General features: G+C 62.4%; 12 protein-coding genes and 1 pseudogene. 9 read left to right on the forward strand and 4 right to left on the reverse strand.

From position 1 onward, the window contains the following. Window positions 1-28 precede the first annotated feature (28 nt). Entirely contained in the window at window positions 29-877 is an 849-nt protein-coding gene (locus NL123_RS04050; RefSeq protein ID WP_494357257.1) for a shikimate dehydrogenase, read from the reverse strand. After that, complete coding sequence (gene aroQ / locus NL123_RS04055) at window positions 874-1,323, reverse strand: type II 3-dehydroquinate dehydratase (protein WP_010206717.1); 450 nt, start codon at window positions 1,321-1,323, stop codon at window positions 874-876. Before aroQ ends, NL123_RS04050 begins: the two co-directional genes overlap by 4 nt. Window positions 1,324-1,530: 207 nt before the next feature. Between aroQ and NL123_RS04060 the strand changes: the two genes are divergently transcribed. From NL123_RS04060 to NL123_RS04100, 9 genes and pseudogenes are all read left to right on the forward strand, one after another. Continuing rightward, window positions 1,531-2,052: an RNA polymerase sigma factor gene (locus NL123_RS04060; RefSeq protein ID WP_058427728.1), complete on the forward strand. Its 522-nt coding sequence runs from the start codon at window positions 1,531-1,533 to the stop codon at window positions 2,050-2,052. Window positions 2,053-2,115: 63 nt separating this feature from the next. Beyond that, entirely contained in the window at window positions 2,116-3,114 is a 999-nt protein-coding gene (locus NL123_RS04065; RefSeq protein ID WP_494357258.1) for a FecR family protein, read from the forward strand. Between the two features lie 150 nt (window positions 3,115-3,264). Beyond that, a complete protein-coding gene (locus NL123_RS04070) occupies window positions 3,265-5,922 on the forward strand; it encodes a TonB-dependent receptor (protein WP_494357259.1) in 2,658 nt (885 codons plus the stop codon). Between the two features lie 81 nt (window positions 5,923-6,003). Beyond that, window positions 6,004-6,624 carry a heme acquisition protein HasA gene (locus tag NL123_RS04075; RefSeq protein ID WP_248484720.1) on the forward strand — a complete coding sequence of 207 codons (621 nt, stop codon included), beginning with the start codon at window positions 6,004-6,006 and terminating at the stop codon, window positions 6,622-6,624. A gap of 162 nt (window positions 6,625-6,786) precedes the next feature. Beyond that, window positions 6,787-8,523, forward strand: a complete 1,737-nt coding sequence (locus NL123_RS04080; protein ID WP_494357260.1) for a type I secretion system permease/ATPase — start codon at window positions 6,787-6,789, stop codon at window positions 8,521-8,523. Next, window positions 8,520-9,845 carry an HlyD family type I secretion periplasmic adaptor subunit gene (locus tag NL123_RS04085; RefSeq protein ID WP_248484710.1) on the forward strand — a complete coding sequence of 442 codons (1,326 nt, stop codon included), beginning with the start codon at window positions 8,520-8,522 and terminating at the stop codon, window positions 9,843-9,845. The genes NL123_RS04080 and NL123_RS04085 overlap by 4 nt, the downstream gene beginning before the upstream one ends. Then, window positions 9,842-11,158, forward strand: a complete 1,317-nt coding sequence (locus tag NL123_RS04090) for a TolC family outer membrane protein (protein WP_248484708.1) — start codon at window positions 9,842-9,844, stop codon at window positions 11,156-11,158. Before NL123_RS04085 ends, NL123_RS04090 begins: the two co-directional genes overlap by 4 nt. Before the next feature lie 135 nt (window positions 11,159-11,293). Then, a pseudogene (locus tag NL123_RS04095) lies at window positions 11,294-11,724 on the forward strand (DUF4160 domain-containing protein). Continuing rightward, window positions 11,721-12,191, forward strand: a complete 471-nt coding sequence (locus NL123_RS04100; RefSeq protein WP_248484706.1) for a DUF2442 domain-containing protein — start codon at window positions 11,721-11,723, stop codon at window positions 12,189-12,191. Before NL123_RS04095 ends, NL123_RS04100 begins: the two are co-directional and overlap by 4 nt. On the opposite strand, the gene trmA is transcribed toward NL123_RS04100, so the two are convergent. Both trmA and NL123_RS04110 read right to left on the reverse strand, forming a co-directional pair. Then, entirely contained in the window at window positions 12,174-13,253 is a 1,080-nt protein-coding gene (gene trmA / locus NL123_RS04105) for a tRNA (uridine(54)-C5)-methyltransferase TrmA (RefSeq protein ID WP_248484704.1), read from the reverse strand. The genes NL123_RS04100 and trmA overlap by 18 nt on opposite strands. Then, entirely contained in the window at window positions 13,250-14,545 is a 1,296-nt protein-coding gene (locus NL123_RS04110; RefSeq protein WP_071493628.1) for an NCS2 family permease, read from the reverse strand. The genes trmA and NL123_RS04110 overlap by 4 nt, the downstream gene beginning before the upstream one ends. Between the last annotated feature and the right edge of the window lie 173 nt (window positions 14,546-14,718).

Below are 14,718 nucleotides of genomic sequence, written 5' to 3' on the forward strand. Positions count from 1 at the left end.
CCACATTTGGATTTTTATTCCAACTCAGTCAGGTATTCATGCTTTGGAAATGCGCCAGCATCCTATCGGCATCCGGCACTTCCCCACTGAACAACTCAAACGCCTTCACTGCCTGAAACACCGCCATGTTGCCGCCATCCAGGGTGCGGCAGCCCAAGGCACGGGCATCGCGCAGCAGTTCGGTTTCCAGCGGGAAGTACACGATTTCAGCCACCCACAGTTCGGCCCGTAAAAAGGCGGCGGGCACTGGTGTGCCGGGCAGTTTGGCCATGCCCATCGGCGTGGTGTTCACCAGGCCATCGGCCTCGGCCACGGCGTTTTTCACGTTATTGCCCACTTGGGCACGGCCCGGCCCGAAACGCAGCGTGAGGTTATCCACAAGGTCGCGGGCGCGCGCGGGGTCCACGTCGAAAATACTCAACTGTTGCACCCCCTCGGCCAGCAGCGCATGGGCTACCGCCGCACCCGCGCCGCCGGCGCCCATCTGCACCACGTGTTGGCGGGCGACATCACTCAAGTTGCGCCGGAATCCTTCGGCAAATCCCAGGCAGTCGGTGTTATGGCCGATGCGTTTGCCGTCCTTGAACACCACCGTATTGACCGCGCCGATGCCATGGGCCTCGTCGGATAACTCATCGAGCAACGGCAGGATCGCCTGCTTGCACGGGTAGGTAATGTTCAGCCCGGTAAAGCCCATGAGTTGGGCGGCGCGCAGTAGATCGGGCAGGGCGTGGATATCCAGGTGCCGGGGTTCAAGGTCGATCAGGCGGTACAGGTAGCGCAAGCCTTGGGCATCGCCTTCGTGTTCATGCAGCGCGGGCGTACGAGAGGCCTGGATACCGGCGCCGATCAGGCCGGCGAGAATGCGCGGTTTCATCGGGCCGACCCTTTGAGCAACTGGCTGAAGTGTTCCAGTGCCAGGTGGTAGCCATGGCTGCCGAAACCCGCGAGCACGGCCTTGGCGATGGGCGAGACAAAGGAGTGATGACGGAATGCTTCACGGGCGTGCACGTTGGAGAGGTGCACTTCGATCACCGGCACTTCACTGGCCACCAGCGCGTCACGAATCGCCACCGAGGTGTGGGTCCAGGCCGCCGGGTTGATCACGATACCGGCGCAGCGGGCGCGGGCGCCGTGGATCCAGTCGAGCAGTTCGCCTTCATGGTTGGTCTGGCGGAATTCGATTTTCAGGCCCAACTGTTCAGCGCTTCGGCCGCACAAAGCAGCAACATCAGCCAGGGTTTCATGGCCGTAGGTGGCGGGCTCGCGAGTGCCGAGCAGGTTGAGGTTGGGGCCGTTGAGCACCAGCACGATAGGCGGCATGGGGCGTCTCTCCACAGTTATTGTTCGTTGTGGGGATAAAATGTACTGGTTGGTTAATTTGGTCAATTGATCGCAGCGGATGTGTTCGATTACCGAACTGTTAATCAGGCCTTTCATACCGCCGGATCAGATTAGATATCAATTGAAAATCATTCTCGACAACGCTTAAGATGCCCGCCTGTTTCCTTAACATTCCAGGGAGTCGGTTTGTCGGACGTGGATCTCAAAGGCCTGTTTCTCAAGCATGCCGATACCCTGCGCGGGTATCTGGCGCGCAAGGTACGGGACCCGCAATTGGCCGCAGACCTGGTGCAGGAGAGCTTCCTGCGCCTGGCGGAAAAGCCGGCCGGCGAGCGCATCGACAACTCCCAGGGCTATCTCTATCGAACGGCGAGCAATCTGCTGATCGACCATATTCGCCAGGAAGCGCGGCGCAAGACAGACTCCGTGCCCCATGAGGCGCTGGCCGAGATTGAAGATGACGTGGCCGGGTTGGAGGCTCAGGCAATGGCGCAGCAACAGCGACAGGCATTGAAGCAGGCACTGGCGGAATTGCCGGAACGCACCCAGCAGATTTTCCGTCTCAACCGCATCGAAGGCATGACCCACGCCCAGGTCGCCCGGCACCTGGACATCTCTGACAGCTCAGTACAAAAGCATCTGGCCAAAGCGTTGGCCTACGTGATGCAGCGCTTGCAGGAAGGCGAGAGGGCGCCATCCGACGAATGAATTACCGAAAAACGCCCGTTCACTCGTCACAGCGTTATATAACGAAAAATTCGAGATTCACACGTGAATAGCCAGGGTCCGCAACAGCACAGCATTACCGAGGAGGCCGCCGAGTGGGCGGTGCGCCTGCACGCCGGTGCCCTGACCGAACAGGAGCAGGCCGAGTTGCGGCATTGGATCGCCTGCGACAGCCGCCACGAAGCGGCATTGCGCTTTGCCGAACAGACCTGGGCGGCACTGGGCGAGGTGTACAAGGAGCCGCCGGTGAACCGCCAGCGCCCGTCGGCGGCGACGCAGCCTGTGCGCGGGACCAGGCGGCGCCGGCCATGGCAACGTGCGGCTGCCGTTGCGCTGGTCGTGGTGGTAGCCGGTGTCGGCTGGGGGCGTGGGCCGGACCTGTTGCTGCGCATGCAGGCCGACTACATCACCGAAAAAGGCGAAGTGCGCACCGTGCACCTGGCCGATGGCAGCAAGGTCGAGCTGGATTCCGGCAGTGCCATTCGCCTGGATTACGACGGTGTGCAACGCCGAATCAGCCTGCTGCAAGGCTCGGCGATCTTTGATGTGGCACCGAGGGTGGGCGAAGAAACCCGACCGTTCGTGGTGCAGAGCGCCGGGGGACAAACCCGGGCGCTGGGCACGCGGTTTGTGGTGGAGCGCGAGGGCGATAGCCAGGCGTGGACCGGCGTGTTGGAGCACAGTGTCGAGGTCACGCTGCAAGCTGTCCCGAAAAAAGGTCCGGCCGACAGAGTGGTCAAAGAAGGCCAGGCCGTACGCTACAGCACTCAGGAAGGCATCGTCCCTTTGGACCAGCTCGACGTAGCGCGCGCCACCAGTTGGCGACGCGGTGTGTTGATCTTTGATCGCCAGCCGTTGGCCAACGTCATCGAACAGCTCAACCGCTACCGCCCCGGGCGCGTGGTGTTGATCGACTCGGCATTGGGCGATCGTGAAGTCAGCGGTGTGTTCCGCCTCGACATGCTCGACACCGCTCTCGACACGCTCACCCAGGAACTGCAAGTGCAACGCTTGGACCTGGCAGGCCTCAGCCTGATCTATTGATGACCCGGTGGGGGCCTGCTCCCACCGCCTGAAATCCCCCTTCCTGAAAAACTTTCAAAAAACCTTACTGACTTCCTGCGCGTCGCACGTCTTGCTAGGTGAGAAGCATTCGCATAAACAAGAAAGCGCTCAACGCAGGGAACCACAGAAATGTCAGCACTCAACAAGGGGCGTATCACCGCAAGCCGGTTAGCCCTGGCCATCCACTTGGGCCTGTTCGCCGCAGTGGCTCCAGTATTCGCTGCTCAGTCTCAGGCGAATGCGGCGCAACCTGCGGTGCTGATGCTGGATATCCCCGCGCAACCCCTGGGCAGTGCCGTGCTGGCATTCGCCGACCAGGCCGGCCTGCAAGTGCTGTTCGACAGCCAGCGCCTGGCCGGTTTGCAGAGCACGGCGGTGAAGGGGCAATACGGCGTGCAGGAAGGGTTGGCGCGTCTGCTGGGGAATGCGCCAGTGGAGTATCGCTTCAATGGCGAGCGCCAAGTCACTCTGACCCTCGTGGAGCAGAGCGGCGCCGCACTGGCGCTGGCGACCACCACGATCACCGGCCTGCACCCCAACGACTGGGTGTATGCATCGCCACGCTCGGTGAGTGTGGTCGGGCGTGAGCAACTGGACCGCAACCCGCCACGGCATGCCGCCGAGATGCTCGAAGAGGCGCCGGGTGTCTACTCGGCGGTCAGCCAGCAAGACCCTGGCCTGTCGGTGAACATTCGCGGTATCCAGGACTACGGCCGGGTCAACATGTCAGTGGACGGCATGCGCCAGAACTACCAGCAAAGTGGTCACCAGCAACGCAATGGCACGCTGTATGTCGACCCGGAATTGCTCTCGGAGGTGGTGATCGAGAAGGGCGCCACGTCTACGATGGGCGGCGCCGGGGTGATCGGCGGGGTGGCCAATTTTCGCACCGTGGAAGCGGCCGACCTGCTCAAGGGCGGCAAGGAAATCGGTGGGCGCATCCGTTTGACCAGCGGGTTGGGCGGGCGCAGCAACGGCACGCATTTTATCGGTAGTTCGGCGTTTGCCGTGGGCACCGATGTGTGGGACATGCTGGTGGCCGCCAGTGAGCGTCATCTCGGCGACTACAAACCCGGCACCCGGGGCAGCATCGGTGAGTTGCGCACCGGCAGTTCCTTCCTGCCGGCCAGTGAAGACCGGATCAAAAACTCTACCGTTGAGTACACCGGCTCGGTGATGCGCTCGCGCCTGCTCAAGCTGGGTCTGAACCTGCCCGTAGATCAGCGCCTGCAACTGAGCTACCTGACCACCGAAGTCAATTACGACGACGTCAACATGATGACCGCCGAAAAAGCCCAGCTGTGGGAGAAGCTCGGCAGCAGCAACGTCACGGCGCAGAACTTCGCGCTGGACTACAGCTACACGCCGGACAACCCGCTGATCGATTTCAAGGCCAAGCTTTATTACGTCGACACCCGTAATGACCAGACCACGCTGACCCGTGGCAGCAGCAAGGGCTATGACGTCACCTACCAGACCAATACCTATGGTGTGCAGGCGCAGAATATTTCGACCTTTGCCTTGAGCGAACTGTCGGTGATCAAGGCCAACTATGGCCTGGAGTTTTTCTACGACAAGGTCCGGCCGGACTCCAACCAGATGGTGGCCGCCGATTCGGCGGTGACGGCCTCGGCGGCGGAAAGCATCACGCCCAAGGGTGATCGGGCAATGGGCAGCCTGTTCGCGCGCCTGGACTACGACTACGACAACTGGCTGAACCTCAAGGCCGGGTTGCGTTACGACCGCTATCGGCTGCGCGGTGAAACCGGCCTGAACACCCGTACCTTCATTATCGGCACCACTCGGCAGGTCGGCTTGCCCATGACCTATGACGTGGATCGGGAGGAAGGGCATTTCTCGCCGACCTTTGGCCTGTCGGTCAAGCCCGGCGTGGATTGGCTGCAATTGTTTGCCACGTACGGCAAGGGCTGGCGCCCGCCGGCCGTCACCGAATCGCTGGTCAGCGGCCGGCCACATGGCGGCGGTTCGGAATCGATTTTCCCCAACCCTTACTTGAAGCCCGAGACGTCCACGGCCTGGGAGGTCGGCTTCAACGTGCTGAAGGAAGACCTGCTGTTCGCCGAGGACCGCGTGGGCATGAAGGTCTCCTACTTCAACACCCGCGTGGATGACTTTTCCTATATGGCCCTGGGGGTGCAGCCGCCCGGTTATGGCATCGCCAACATCGGTAATGCGGCGTATGTGAACAACCTGGAAACCACGCGTTTTCGCGGCCTTGAGTATCAGCTGGATTACGACGCCGGGTTTGCCTACGGCCAGTTCAACTACACGCGCATGCTCGGCAGTAATACGTTCTGCAGCAAGACCGCGTGGCTGGGTGGCGTCACCAAGATCCAGAAAGGGCCGGGCAGCCGGGCGCCGGTAGACGCGATGGTGCCGGACGACGTGGCCAATGCGGGGCAGAGCTGCAGCGCGATCCTGGGCTCCTCCGAACACATGCCGATGGACCGTGGCACCGCGACGCTGGGCGCACGCTTCTTCGAGCGCACGTTGGATGTGGGGGTTCGTGCCCGCTACAGCGGCGGTTACTACGTCAAAGGTGGCGCCGGCGTGACCACCTCGCAAACCGGTGTCTATCCGGCCGACTGGAAACCCTACACCGTCTACGACCTGTACAGCAGCTACCGCGCCACCGAGCAGTTGACCCTGCGCCTGGCCATGGAAAACGTCACCGACCGCGCCTACCTGGTGCCACTGGGCGACGTATTGGCCTTCACCCTGGGGCGTGGGCGCACGTTGCAGGGCACCGTTGAATATCAGTTCTGACCGATTTTGCCCAGTGACGGGCAAAACCACAGCAGGCACTGGCTTGCTGCGGAGATACCACCCCATGACTTGGAGTTTTGCATGAGCATTTCTATTTCATACAGCACCGCCTACGCCGCGAACACCGTTGCCGAGTACCTGAGCGACTGGTCGGCTTACTTTGGTGACCTGAACCACCGTGAAGGGTCGGTCAAAGAGGGTTCGAATACCGGTGGTTTCAATCCTGGCCCGTTCGACGGTACCCAATATGGCGTGTCGAGCACTGTCAGCAACGCGGCGGTGGTGGCCAACGGCGACCTGCATTACACCTTGTTCAACCCGCCGTCGCACACCTTGTGGGGTTCGATCGACTCGCTAAACCTGGGCACTGTCCTCACCGGCGGCGCTGCCGGCGGTAGCTACGCCCTCGCTGAGCAGGAAGTCAGCTTCGCCAACCTGGGCCTGTCGAGCCTGCAGGCCGAAGGCCGCGATGGCCAGGTGCACAAGATCATCTACGGCCTGATGAGCGGCGACAGCTCGGCACTGGCGTCGGCGATCGACTCCCTGCTCAAGGACATCGACCCAAGCCTGTCGATCAACTCGACGTTCGACCAACTGGCCGCAGCCGGTGTGGCCCATGTGGACTCGGCTGCTGTCGCCGCCTCCGATGTGGCCCTGGTGGGCGTGCAAGACGTGCCTCAGGACTTCGCCCTGGCCGCTTAAGCAAAAAAGCGAATGGAAGATCGCTCTCCCATTCGCCGCATGACACACCGCCGTCGCCCAAGCCTTCTATTTCTTCAGCGACGGCGGTGCCGAATTCTGCGCAGCGTCGTACCGCCTGTCAACGCGACGGCGCTGCCCGCTCAACCCTTTGAGAATCCCCAGATGCGCCACGCCGGCAACGAAACCCTGGCCGCCCTCACGGCCTATAAAAGTGGCTTCTTCAACATCGGCCTGTTCTCGGCGGTGATCAACCTGCTGATGCTCGCCCCGGCGCTGTACATGCTGCAGGTGTACGACCGGGTGCTGGCCTCGGGCAATCAGATGACCCTGCTCATGCTGACGCTGATGATCCTCGGCCTGTTTGGCCTGATGGGCGCGTTGGAGTGGGTGCGCAGCCAGGTGGTGATCCGCCTCGGCACGCAGATGGACATGCGCTTGAACCAGCGGGTGTACGACGCCGCGTTCGAAGCGCAACTCAAGGGCGGCACCCAGGCGGCCGGGCAGGCGCTGCATGACCTGACCACGTTGCGTCAGTTCGCCACCGGCCAGGCGTTGTTCGCGTTTTTCGACGCGCCGTGGTTTCCGGTGTACCTGCTGGTGATCTTCCTGTTCCACCCCTGGCTCGGGCTGTTGGCGCTGGTCGGTGCGGTGCTGCTGATCGTGCTGGCGTGGGTCAACCATCACGTCAGCCAGGCGCCGATGGCGCTGGCCAGCCAACTGTCGATCAGCGCCAGCCAGCAGGCCACGGCCAACCTGCGCAATGCCGACACCATCGAAGCCATGGGCATGCTCGCCACGTTGCGCGCGCGTTGGTTCGGCCAGCACCAGGCGTTCCTGGCGCAGCAGAACCTGGCCAGTGAAAAGACCGCGACCGTCACCGCCTGGTCCAAGGGCGTGCGCCTGGCGTTGCAGTCGCTGGTACTGGGCCTGGGCGCGTTGCTCGCGGTGCAGGGCGCCATCACGCCGGGGATGATGATTGCCGGTTCGATCCTCATGGGCCGCGTGCTCAGCCCGATCGACCAGTTGATCGGCGTGTGGAAACAGTGGGGCTCGGCGCGCCTGGCGTTTGATCGCCTGTCACAGATGCTGGAGGCCAACCCGGCACGGCCCGAACGCATGAGCTTGCCGGTGCCCAAAGGGCAACTGTGCGTCGAGCAAATCAGCGCCTGTGCCCCCGGCAGCCGTCGACCGGCGCTGGCCAATTTGGGCTTCAGCCTGGCGGCGGGTGAGGTGCTGGGGGTGATTGGGCCGTCGGGCTGCGGCAAATCCACCCTGGCCCGGATACTGGTGGGCGCCTGGGCACCCCTGGCCGGCAAGGTGCGGCTGGACGGTGCCGACCTGGCCCTGTGGGACAAACAGCAACTGGGCCCGCACATCGGCTACCTGCCGCAGGACATCCAGTTGTTCGCCGGCAGCATCGCGCAAAACATTGCACGGTTTGCCGAGGTCGAGGCGGACAAAGTCCTTGCCGCCGCGCAAATGGCCGGCGTGCATGAGCTGATCCTGCAACTGCCCCTGGGCTACGACACGCAATTGGGGGAGGGCGGCGCTGGATTGTCCGGTGGCCAGAAACAGCGGGTCGCCCTGGCGCGTGCGCTGTATGGCCTGCCCGCGCTGATCGTGCTGGACGAGCCCAATGCCAACCTCGATGAAGTCGGCGAACAAGCCCTGCTCCAAGCCATCGCCCAGCTCAAGCAACAGCGCCGCACGGTGATCCTGATCACCCACAAGCCCAACGTACTGACCCTCACGGACCAGTTGCTGATCCTCAAGGACGGCCAATTGCAGGCCTTCGGGTCGACGGCACGGGTGTTGGAGGCGCGGCAGAAACCGGCAGCGAGCAAACCGGTGTCGACCCTGAGCATGAGTTACCGCCTCGGTGAAGGAAAACAGGCATGAGCCAGAGCAAACCCGTGCTGATCAGTGATGCGCCGAACAACGTGCTGGCGCTGGATGATAAAAAATATTCACGGTTGGGCTGGCTGTTGGTGCTCGGCGGTTTTGCCGGGTTCCTCGGCTGGGCAGCGTGGGCGCCACTGGACAAGGGCGTGGCGGTGCCGGGCAAGGTCATGGTTTCGGGCCATCGCAAGACGGTGCAGCATCCGGCCGGGGGGATCGTGGAACGTATCGAGGTGCGCGACGGTGATGTGGTCAACGCTGGCCAGGTGCTGCTGCGCTTGAAGGAAACCCCGTTGCGCGGGCAGATGCAGTCCCTGCGCAGCCAGTACCTGGCATCCCTGGCCAGCGAAGCGCGTTTAAGTGCCGAAAGCGAAGGGCTGGCGGCGATCACCTTCGGCCCGGAACTGCTCAACGATCCTGAGGCGACCGGCACGCTGAGCCTGCAACGGCAACTGTTCCATAGCCGTGCCCAGGCACTGGCCACCGAGCAACAAGGCCTGCGCGAAACCATCGCCGGCGCCGAGGCCCAGTTGCGCGGCACGCGGGATTCGCAGGCGAGCAAAGTCCAGCAACGGGCCGCGTTGAATGAGCAACTGCAAGGCCTGCGCGAGTTGGCGCGTGACGGTTACATCCCGCGCAACCGCCTGCTCGACAGCGAGCGCCTGTATTCCCAGATCGACGGCGCCATCGCCGAAGACTACGGCCGCATCGGCCAATTGCAGCGCCAGGTGCAGGAACTGCGTCTGCGCATCCGCCAGCTTGGCGAAGACTTCCAGAAAGACCTGCGCGGCCAGTTGGCCGAGACCCGCACCCGCAGCGACGACCTGCGCAATCGCCTGGCTTCGGCCGAGTTCGAACTGGCCAACAGCCTGGTGCGAGCGCCGGCGTCCGGGGTGGTGGTGGGGCTGGACGTGTACACCGAAGGTGGGGTGATCAAGCCCGGCCAGGCGTTGATGGACATCGTGCCCCAGGGCGAGCCGCTGCTGGTAGAAGCTCGGGTGCCGGTGCAGATGGTCGATAAAGTGCATCCGGGCTTGCCGGTGGAGTTGATGTTCTCGGCGTTCAACCAATCCACCACGCCACGGGTGGCCGGTGAGGTGACGCTGGTCTCTGCCGACCGCCAGGTTGATGAGCGCACCGACGAGCCGTATTACACGCTGCGTGCCCAGGTCAGCGCGGCGGGCATGCAGCAACTGGACGGCGTGCAGATCCGTCCGGGCATGCCGGTGGAAACCTTCGTCAAGACGGGTGAGCGCTCGATGCTCAACTACTTGTTCAAACCCCTGATGGATCGCACCCACATGGCCCTGGTGGAAGAATGAAGGCGCTGTTTTTTACCTTGTGTTTGGGTTGCACCTCGGCGGCGCACGCCTTGGGTTTGCTGGAGGCCTACGACTTGGCCCTGCGCAATGATCCGTCCTTCCAGGCAGCCATCCAGGAGCGTGAGGGCGGTGAAGAAAATCGCGCGATCGGTCGTGCGGCGTTGTTGCCCAATTTATCGTGGAGCTATAACAACTCGCGCAATGAATCCGAAGTGACGGCGGGGGATGTCAAAAGCGACCGTGATTACCGCAGTTATGCCTCGACCCTGACCTTGCAGCAACCGCTGCTGGATTACGAAGCCTACGCGCGCTTTCGCCAGGGCACCGCCCAGGCCTTGATGGCCGATGAACGCTTTCGCGGCAAGAGCCAGGAACTGGCGGTGCGGGTGCTCAATGCCTACAGCCAGGCCTTACTTGCACAGGAACGTATCGAGCTGAGCCGCGCACAGAAACGCGCGTATGCCGAGCGCCTGCAACTCAATGACCGCCTGCTCAAAGGCGGCGAAGGCACCCGTACCGATGTGCTGGAAACCCAGGCGCGCCTGAGCCTGGCCCAGGCCGAAGAGATCGAATCCCAGGATACCCAGGACAGCGCCCTGCGCGAGTTGGAAGCCATCGTCGGCCAACCGTTGCAGATCGAAGAACTGGCGCCGCTGACGCGCCAATTCGAGATCCCGCCGCTGGAGCCCAACCGTTTTGAAACCTGGCGCGAACTGGCCATGGCCAACAACCCGGAACTCCAATCCCAGCACCACGCCCTGGACGTGGCCTCCTACGAAGTGGAACGCAAACGCGCCGGGCACCTGCCCAAGGTCAGCTTGTACGCCACGAGCCGCCAGACCAACTCCGACTCGGAGAGCAGCTACAACCAGAAGTACGACACCAACACGGTCGGCATCCAGGTCAGCCTGCCGCTGTTTGCCGGTGGTGGCGTGTCGGCGTCCACGCGCCAGGCGGCTAATCAACTGTCCCAGGCCCAATATGAACTGGACGTGCAAACCTCGGCCACGCTGGTGGAGTTGCGCAAGCAGTTCAACCTCAACACCAGCGGCGCGGCCAAGGTGCGCGCCTATGAAATGGCGGTCAGCTCCGCCACGGCGTTGGTCGCTGCGACAAAGAAGAGTGTTGCCGGCGGTGAGCGGGTCAACCTCGACGTGCTCGACGCCGAGCAACAACTGTTCACTGCCCGCCGCGACCTGGCGAATGCGCGGCATGCGTATCTGCTGGCGAGGATTCAGCTGAAGTATTACGCGGGGTTGCTGAGCGAGCAGGATCTGCGGGCGTTGGCGGAGTATTTCCAGCCCTCGGCATGAGTGGTTACAACCCGGCCGTCGCCGGGTTTTTTGTGCTTACTAGTCTGTGAAACAGCTTCGTGTAGTTGAAGCCGGTTGTCGGGTGGCAGGGGAAAATTGTTACCTGGCGGAAAATAACCTAACGGATGGGTTACGATGAGAATAGGCGCTTACAAGGGATATGTAATTTCGGTGTTTATCAGGGATGAGCATTGCCCGCCCCATGTGCATGTGCGGGGCAAGGAATGGGATGCGCGTTTTCGTTTCAGTTTTCTGGATGGGGACGTGGAGTTGTGGGACGTAGAGCCTGAGCGGCGGCAGCCCCACCCATGGCGGTTTTGAAAGAAATACGCGGGGCGATCATGCAGCGGCACTACTTGGCACGGGCACGCAGGATCTGGTGGGAATACCTGCAAACGGTCTGCCTGGAAAATCATTCCTGGGATTGGGAGGCCCGCGAGGTGTTGCCTGGGCTGATCATTCAGCCTGGAGTTTATGTGATCGCGCGTGCCCGGCACGATGTCGTGGGGCAGAAAACAATTTTGAATCTGGTCAGGGCACCGGGTTTTGTGGAGATTGAACTATGAAGCAAATCGTAAAAGCCAAAGTTGTACCCTATAAACCGCTCACTGAGGCCGATGTAGAAAAGGCGATAGCCCGAGGGCGCAAGACACGGCACCTTTATGCCCGTGCCAGCGCTGTGCGTTATGAAGACAACTGCCTTTCCATCGGCTTCAGCGACGGCAGTCGCGTTGTACTGCCGGTGGCTGGCCTGCCCGAGTTCGCGGGGTTTTCCCTGGAGGACTTTGAGCAACTGGAAGTCGGCTTTGGCGGAAAGGCGCTGTGCTGTGAGGCCCAAGACCTGGACGTTTCGATCACTGGCCTGATTGCCACCAGCAAACCCCTGATGGACCTGGCGATCAGCCTGGTTGCCTCGCGCAACGGTCGCAAAAGCAGCGCCGCCAAAGCCGCCGCCGCCCGCGCCAATGGCAAGAAGGGCGGACGGCCGCGCAAGAAGCAGCCGGAGGACGTCGAGTTACCGCCGAGTCAATAACACCCCGGATTCCATATGGTGCGTCCACGGAAACTGGTCAAACATCGCGCATTTCGTAATCTTATGCGTGTCATGCAGTTGCGCGATGTTCGCCGCCAAGGTCTCCGGGTTGCAGGAGATGTACAGGATGTTGTCGAAGCGCCGGGTCAGTTCGCAGGTGTCCGGGTCCATGCCGGCGCGGGGCGGGTCGACGAACACGCTGCCGAACTCGTAGCGCTTCAGGTCGATGCCGTGCAGGCGACGGAATGGGCGCACTTCATTCAGTGCTTCGGTGAGCTCTTCGGCGGAGAGGCGCACCAGGGTGACGTTACCCACCGCGTTTTCATCGAGGTTGCTCAAGGCCGCATTCACTGAGGTCTTGCTGATCTCGGTGGCCAGCACGTTGCGCACGCGCGTCGCCAGGGGCAGGGTGAAGTTGCCGTTGCCACAGTACAGTTCCAGCAGATCATCCGGGCGATCGCCCAGGGCTTCATAGGCCCAGTTGAGCATCTTCTGGTTCACCGTGCCGTTGGGCTGGGTGAAGGCACCTTCGGGCTGGCGGTAGCTGAAGGTACGGCCGCCGACTTCGAGCTTTTCCACCACGTAGTCATGGCCGATCACATCGCGCTTGCCCTTGGAACGGCCGATGATGCTGACATTCAAGTCGGCAGCCAGCTGGTTTGCGGCGGTGTGCCAGTGCTCGTCCAGCGGGCGGTGATAGCACAAGGTGATCATCGCGTCGCCAGCCAGGGTGGTGAGGAACTCCACCTGGAACAGCTTGTGGCTCAGGGCGGCGCTGGCTTGCCAGGCGGCCTTGAGCTGGGGCATCAACTGGTTGATGCGCTGGCTGGCGATGGGGAACTCTTCGATCAGGATCGGCGTGCGCTTGTCGTCCTGGGAGAACATCGCATAGTGGCGCTCACCACCTTCGCGCCACAGGCGGAACTCCGCGCGCAGGCGGAAATGCTGCAGCGGCGAGTCGAAGACCTGCGGCTCGGGCGCGTCGAACGGTGCCAACAGGTCACGCAAGCGCGTGACCTTGTCTTGCAGTTGAGCGGTGTAGCGTGCGGCGTCAAAAGTCATGCGTTGAACCAGCCCAGCTTGATCACAAACAGAATCGACAGAATCACCAGCGCCGGGTTCAGCTCACGGTAGCGGCCCGAAAGCAGCTTGATGGCGGTCCAGGCGATGAAACCGAAGGCGATGCCGTTGGCGATGGAGTAGGTGAAAGGCATCGCCAGGGCGGTGATCACCACCGGCGCTGCAACGGTAATGTCGTCCCAGTCGATTTCGGCCAGGCCCTGGGTCATCAGCACCGCCACGAACAGCAGGGCCGGCGCGGTGGCGAAGGCGGGGACGCTGGCGGCCAGTGGCGAGAAGAACAACGCCAGCAGGAACAGTATGGCGACCACGATGGCAGTCAAGCCGGTACGGCCACCGGCGCTCACGCCCGCAGCCGATTCGATGTAGCTGGTGGTGGTCGAGGTGCCGAGCAGGGAACCGGCCATGGCGGCGGTACTGTCGGCGATCAGCGCACGGCCCATTTTCGGCATGTGGCCATCCTTGCCCATCAGGCCGGCACGCTTGGCCACGCCGATCAGGGTGCCGGAGTTATCGAACAGGTCGACGAACAGGAAGGCGAAAATCACGCTGACCAGGCCGATATCCAGCGCGCCCTTGATATCCAGCTGCAGGAACGTCGGGGCCAGGGACGGCGGCATCGACGTCACGCCGCCAAAGGGTGTGACGCCCAGCAGGATGGAAACAATGGTCACCGCCAGGATGCCGATCAACACCGCGCCGCGCACGGCCAAGGCCTCCAGGGCTACGATCAGCACGAAGCCGAGGGTGGCGAGAATCGGTGCTGGTTGTTTCAAGTCGCCTAGGCCCACCATGGTGGCCGGGTTGCTGACCACGATCCCGGCGTTGTGCAGGGCGATCAAGGCCAGGAACAGGCCGATACCGGCGGCAATCGCCGAGCGCAGGGGCAGGGGGATGGCGTTGATGATCCATTCACGGATACGGAAGATCGACAGCAGGAAGAACAACACCGCCGAAATAAACACCGCACCCAGCGCCACCTGCCAGGTGTGGCCCATGTGCAGCACCACGGTGTAGGTGAAGAAGGCATTGAGGCCCATGCCCGGCGCGAGGGCGATCGGGTAGTTGGCGATCAGGCCCATCACGGTCGAACCGATGGCGGCCGCCAGGCAGGTCGCGACGAACACCGCGCCCTTGTCCATGCCGGTCTCTCCGAGGATGCTCGGGTTCACGAACAGGATGTAGGCCATGGCCAGGAATGTCGTGATGCCCGCGAGGATCTCGGTGCGCACGTTGGTGTTGTGTGCCTTGAGTTGAAACAGCTTTTCCAGCATGCCTGCTCCCTGTGACGCTCTGTGGCGTCGTGATTTGTTGACCTCTAAGTCAAAGCACAAACTGCGCCAAGCGCCTTTGGTTTCAGAGAGGATCGGAAAAAGCGGCGCATCATACCAGCAGCCGAGGCCTTGAGGCATACTGCGCCGACGTTTAAACCAAGGTCATCTGCAAC

This window comes from Pseudomonas sp. FBCC-B1565 (assembly GCF_059133265.1).

Excerpts from the sequence above, each read along its gene's own strand:
- NL123_RS04050 (WP_494357257.1), bottom strand. The coding sequence starts at position 877 with ATGAAACCGCGCATTCTCGCCGGCCTGATCGGCGCCGGTATCCAGGCC.
- aroQ (WP_010206717.1), bottom strand. The coding sequence starts at position 1,323 with ATGCCGCCTATCGTGCTGGTGCTCAACGGCCCCAACCTCAACCTGCTC.
- NL123_RS04070 (WP_494357259.1), top strand. The coding sequence starts at position 3,265 with ATGTCAGCACTCAACAAGGGGCGTATCACCGCAAGCCGGTTAGCCCTG.
- NL123_RS04075 (WP_248484720.1), top strand. The coding sequence starts at position 6,004 with ATGAGCATTTCTATTTCATACAGCACCGCCTACGCCGCGAACACCGTT.
- NL123_RS04080 (WP_494357260.1), top strand. The coding sequence starts at position 6,787 with ATGCGCCACGCCGGCAACGAAACCCTGGCCGCCCTCACGGCCTATAAA.
- NL123_RS04085 (WP_248484710.1), top strand. The coding sequence starts at position 8,520 with ATGAGCCAGAGCAAACCCGTGCTGATCAGTGATGCGCCGAACAACGTG.
- NL123_RS04090 (WP_248484708.1), top strand. The coding sequence starts at position 9,842 with ATGAAGGCGCTGTTTTTTACCTTGTGTTTGGGTTGCACCTCGGCGGCG.
- NL123_RS04100 (WP_248484706.1), top strand. The coding sequence starts at position 11,721 with ATGAAGCAAATCGTAAAAGCCAAAGTTGTACCCTATAAACCGCTCACT.
- trmA (WP_248484704.1), bottom strand. The coding sequence starts at position 13,253 with ATGACTTTTGACGCCGCACGCTACACCGCTCAACTGCAAGACAAGGTC.
- NL123_RS04110 (WP_071493628.1), bottom strand. The coding sequence starts at position 14,545 with ATGCTGGAAAAGCTGTTTCAACTCAAGGCACACAACACCAACGTGCGC.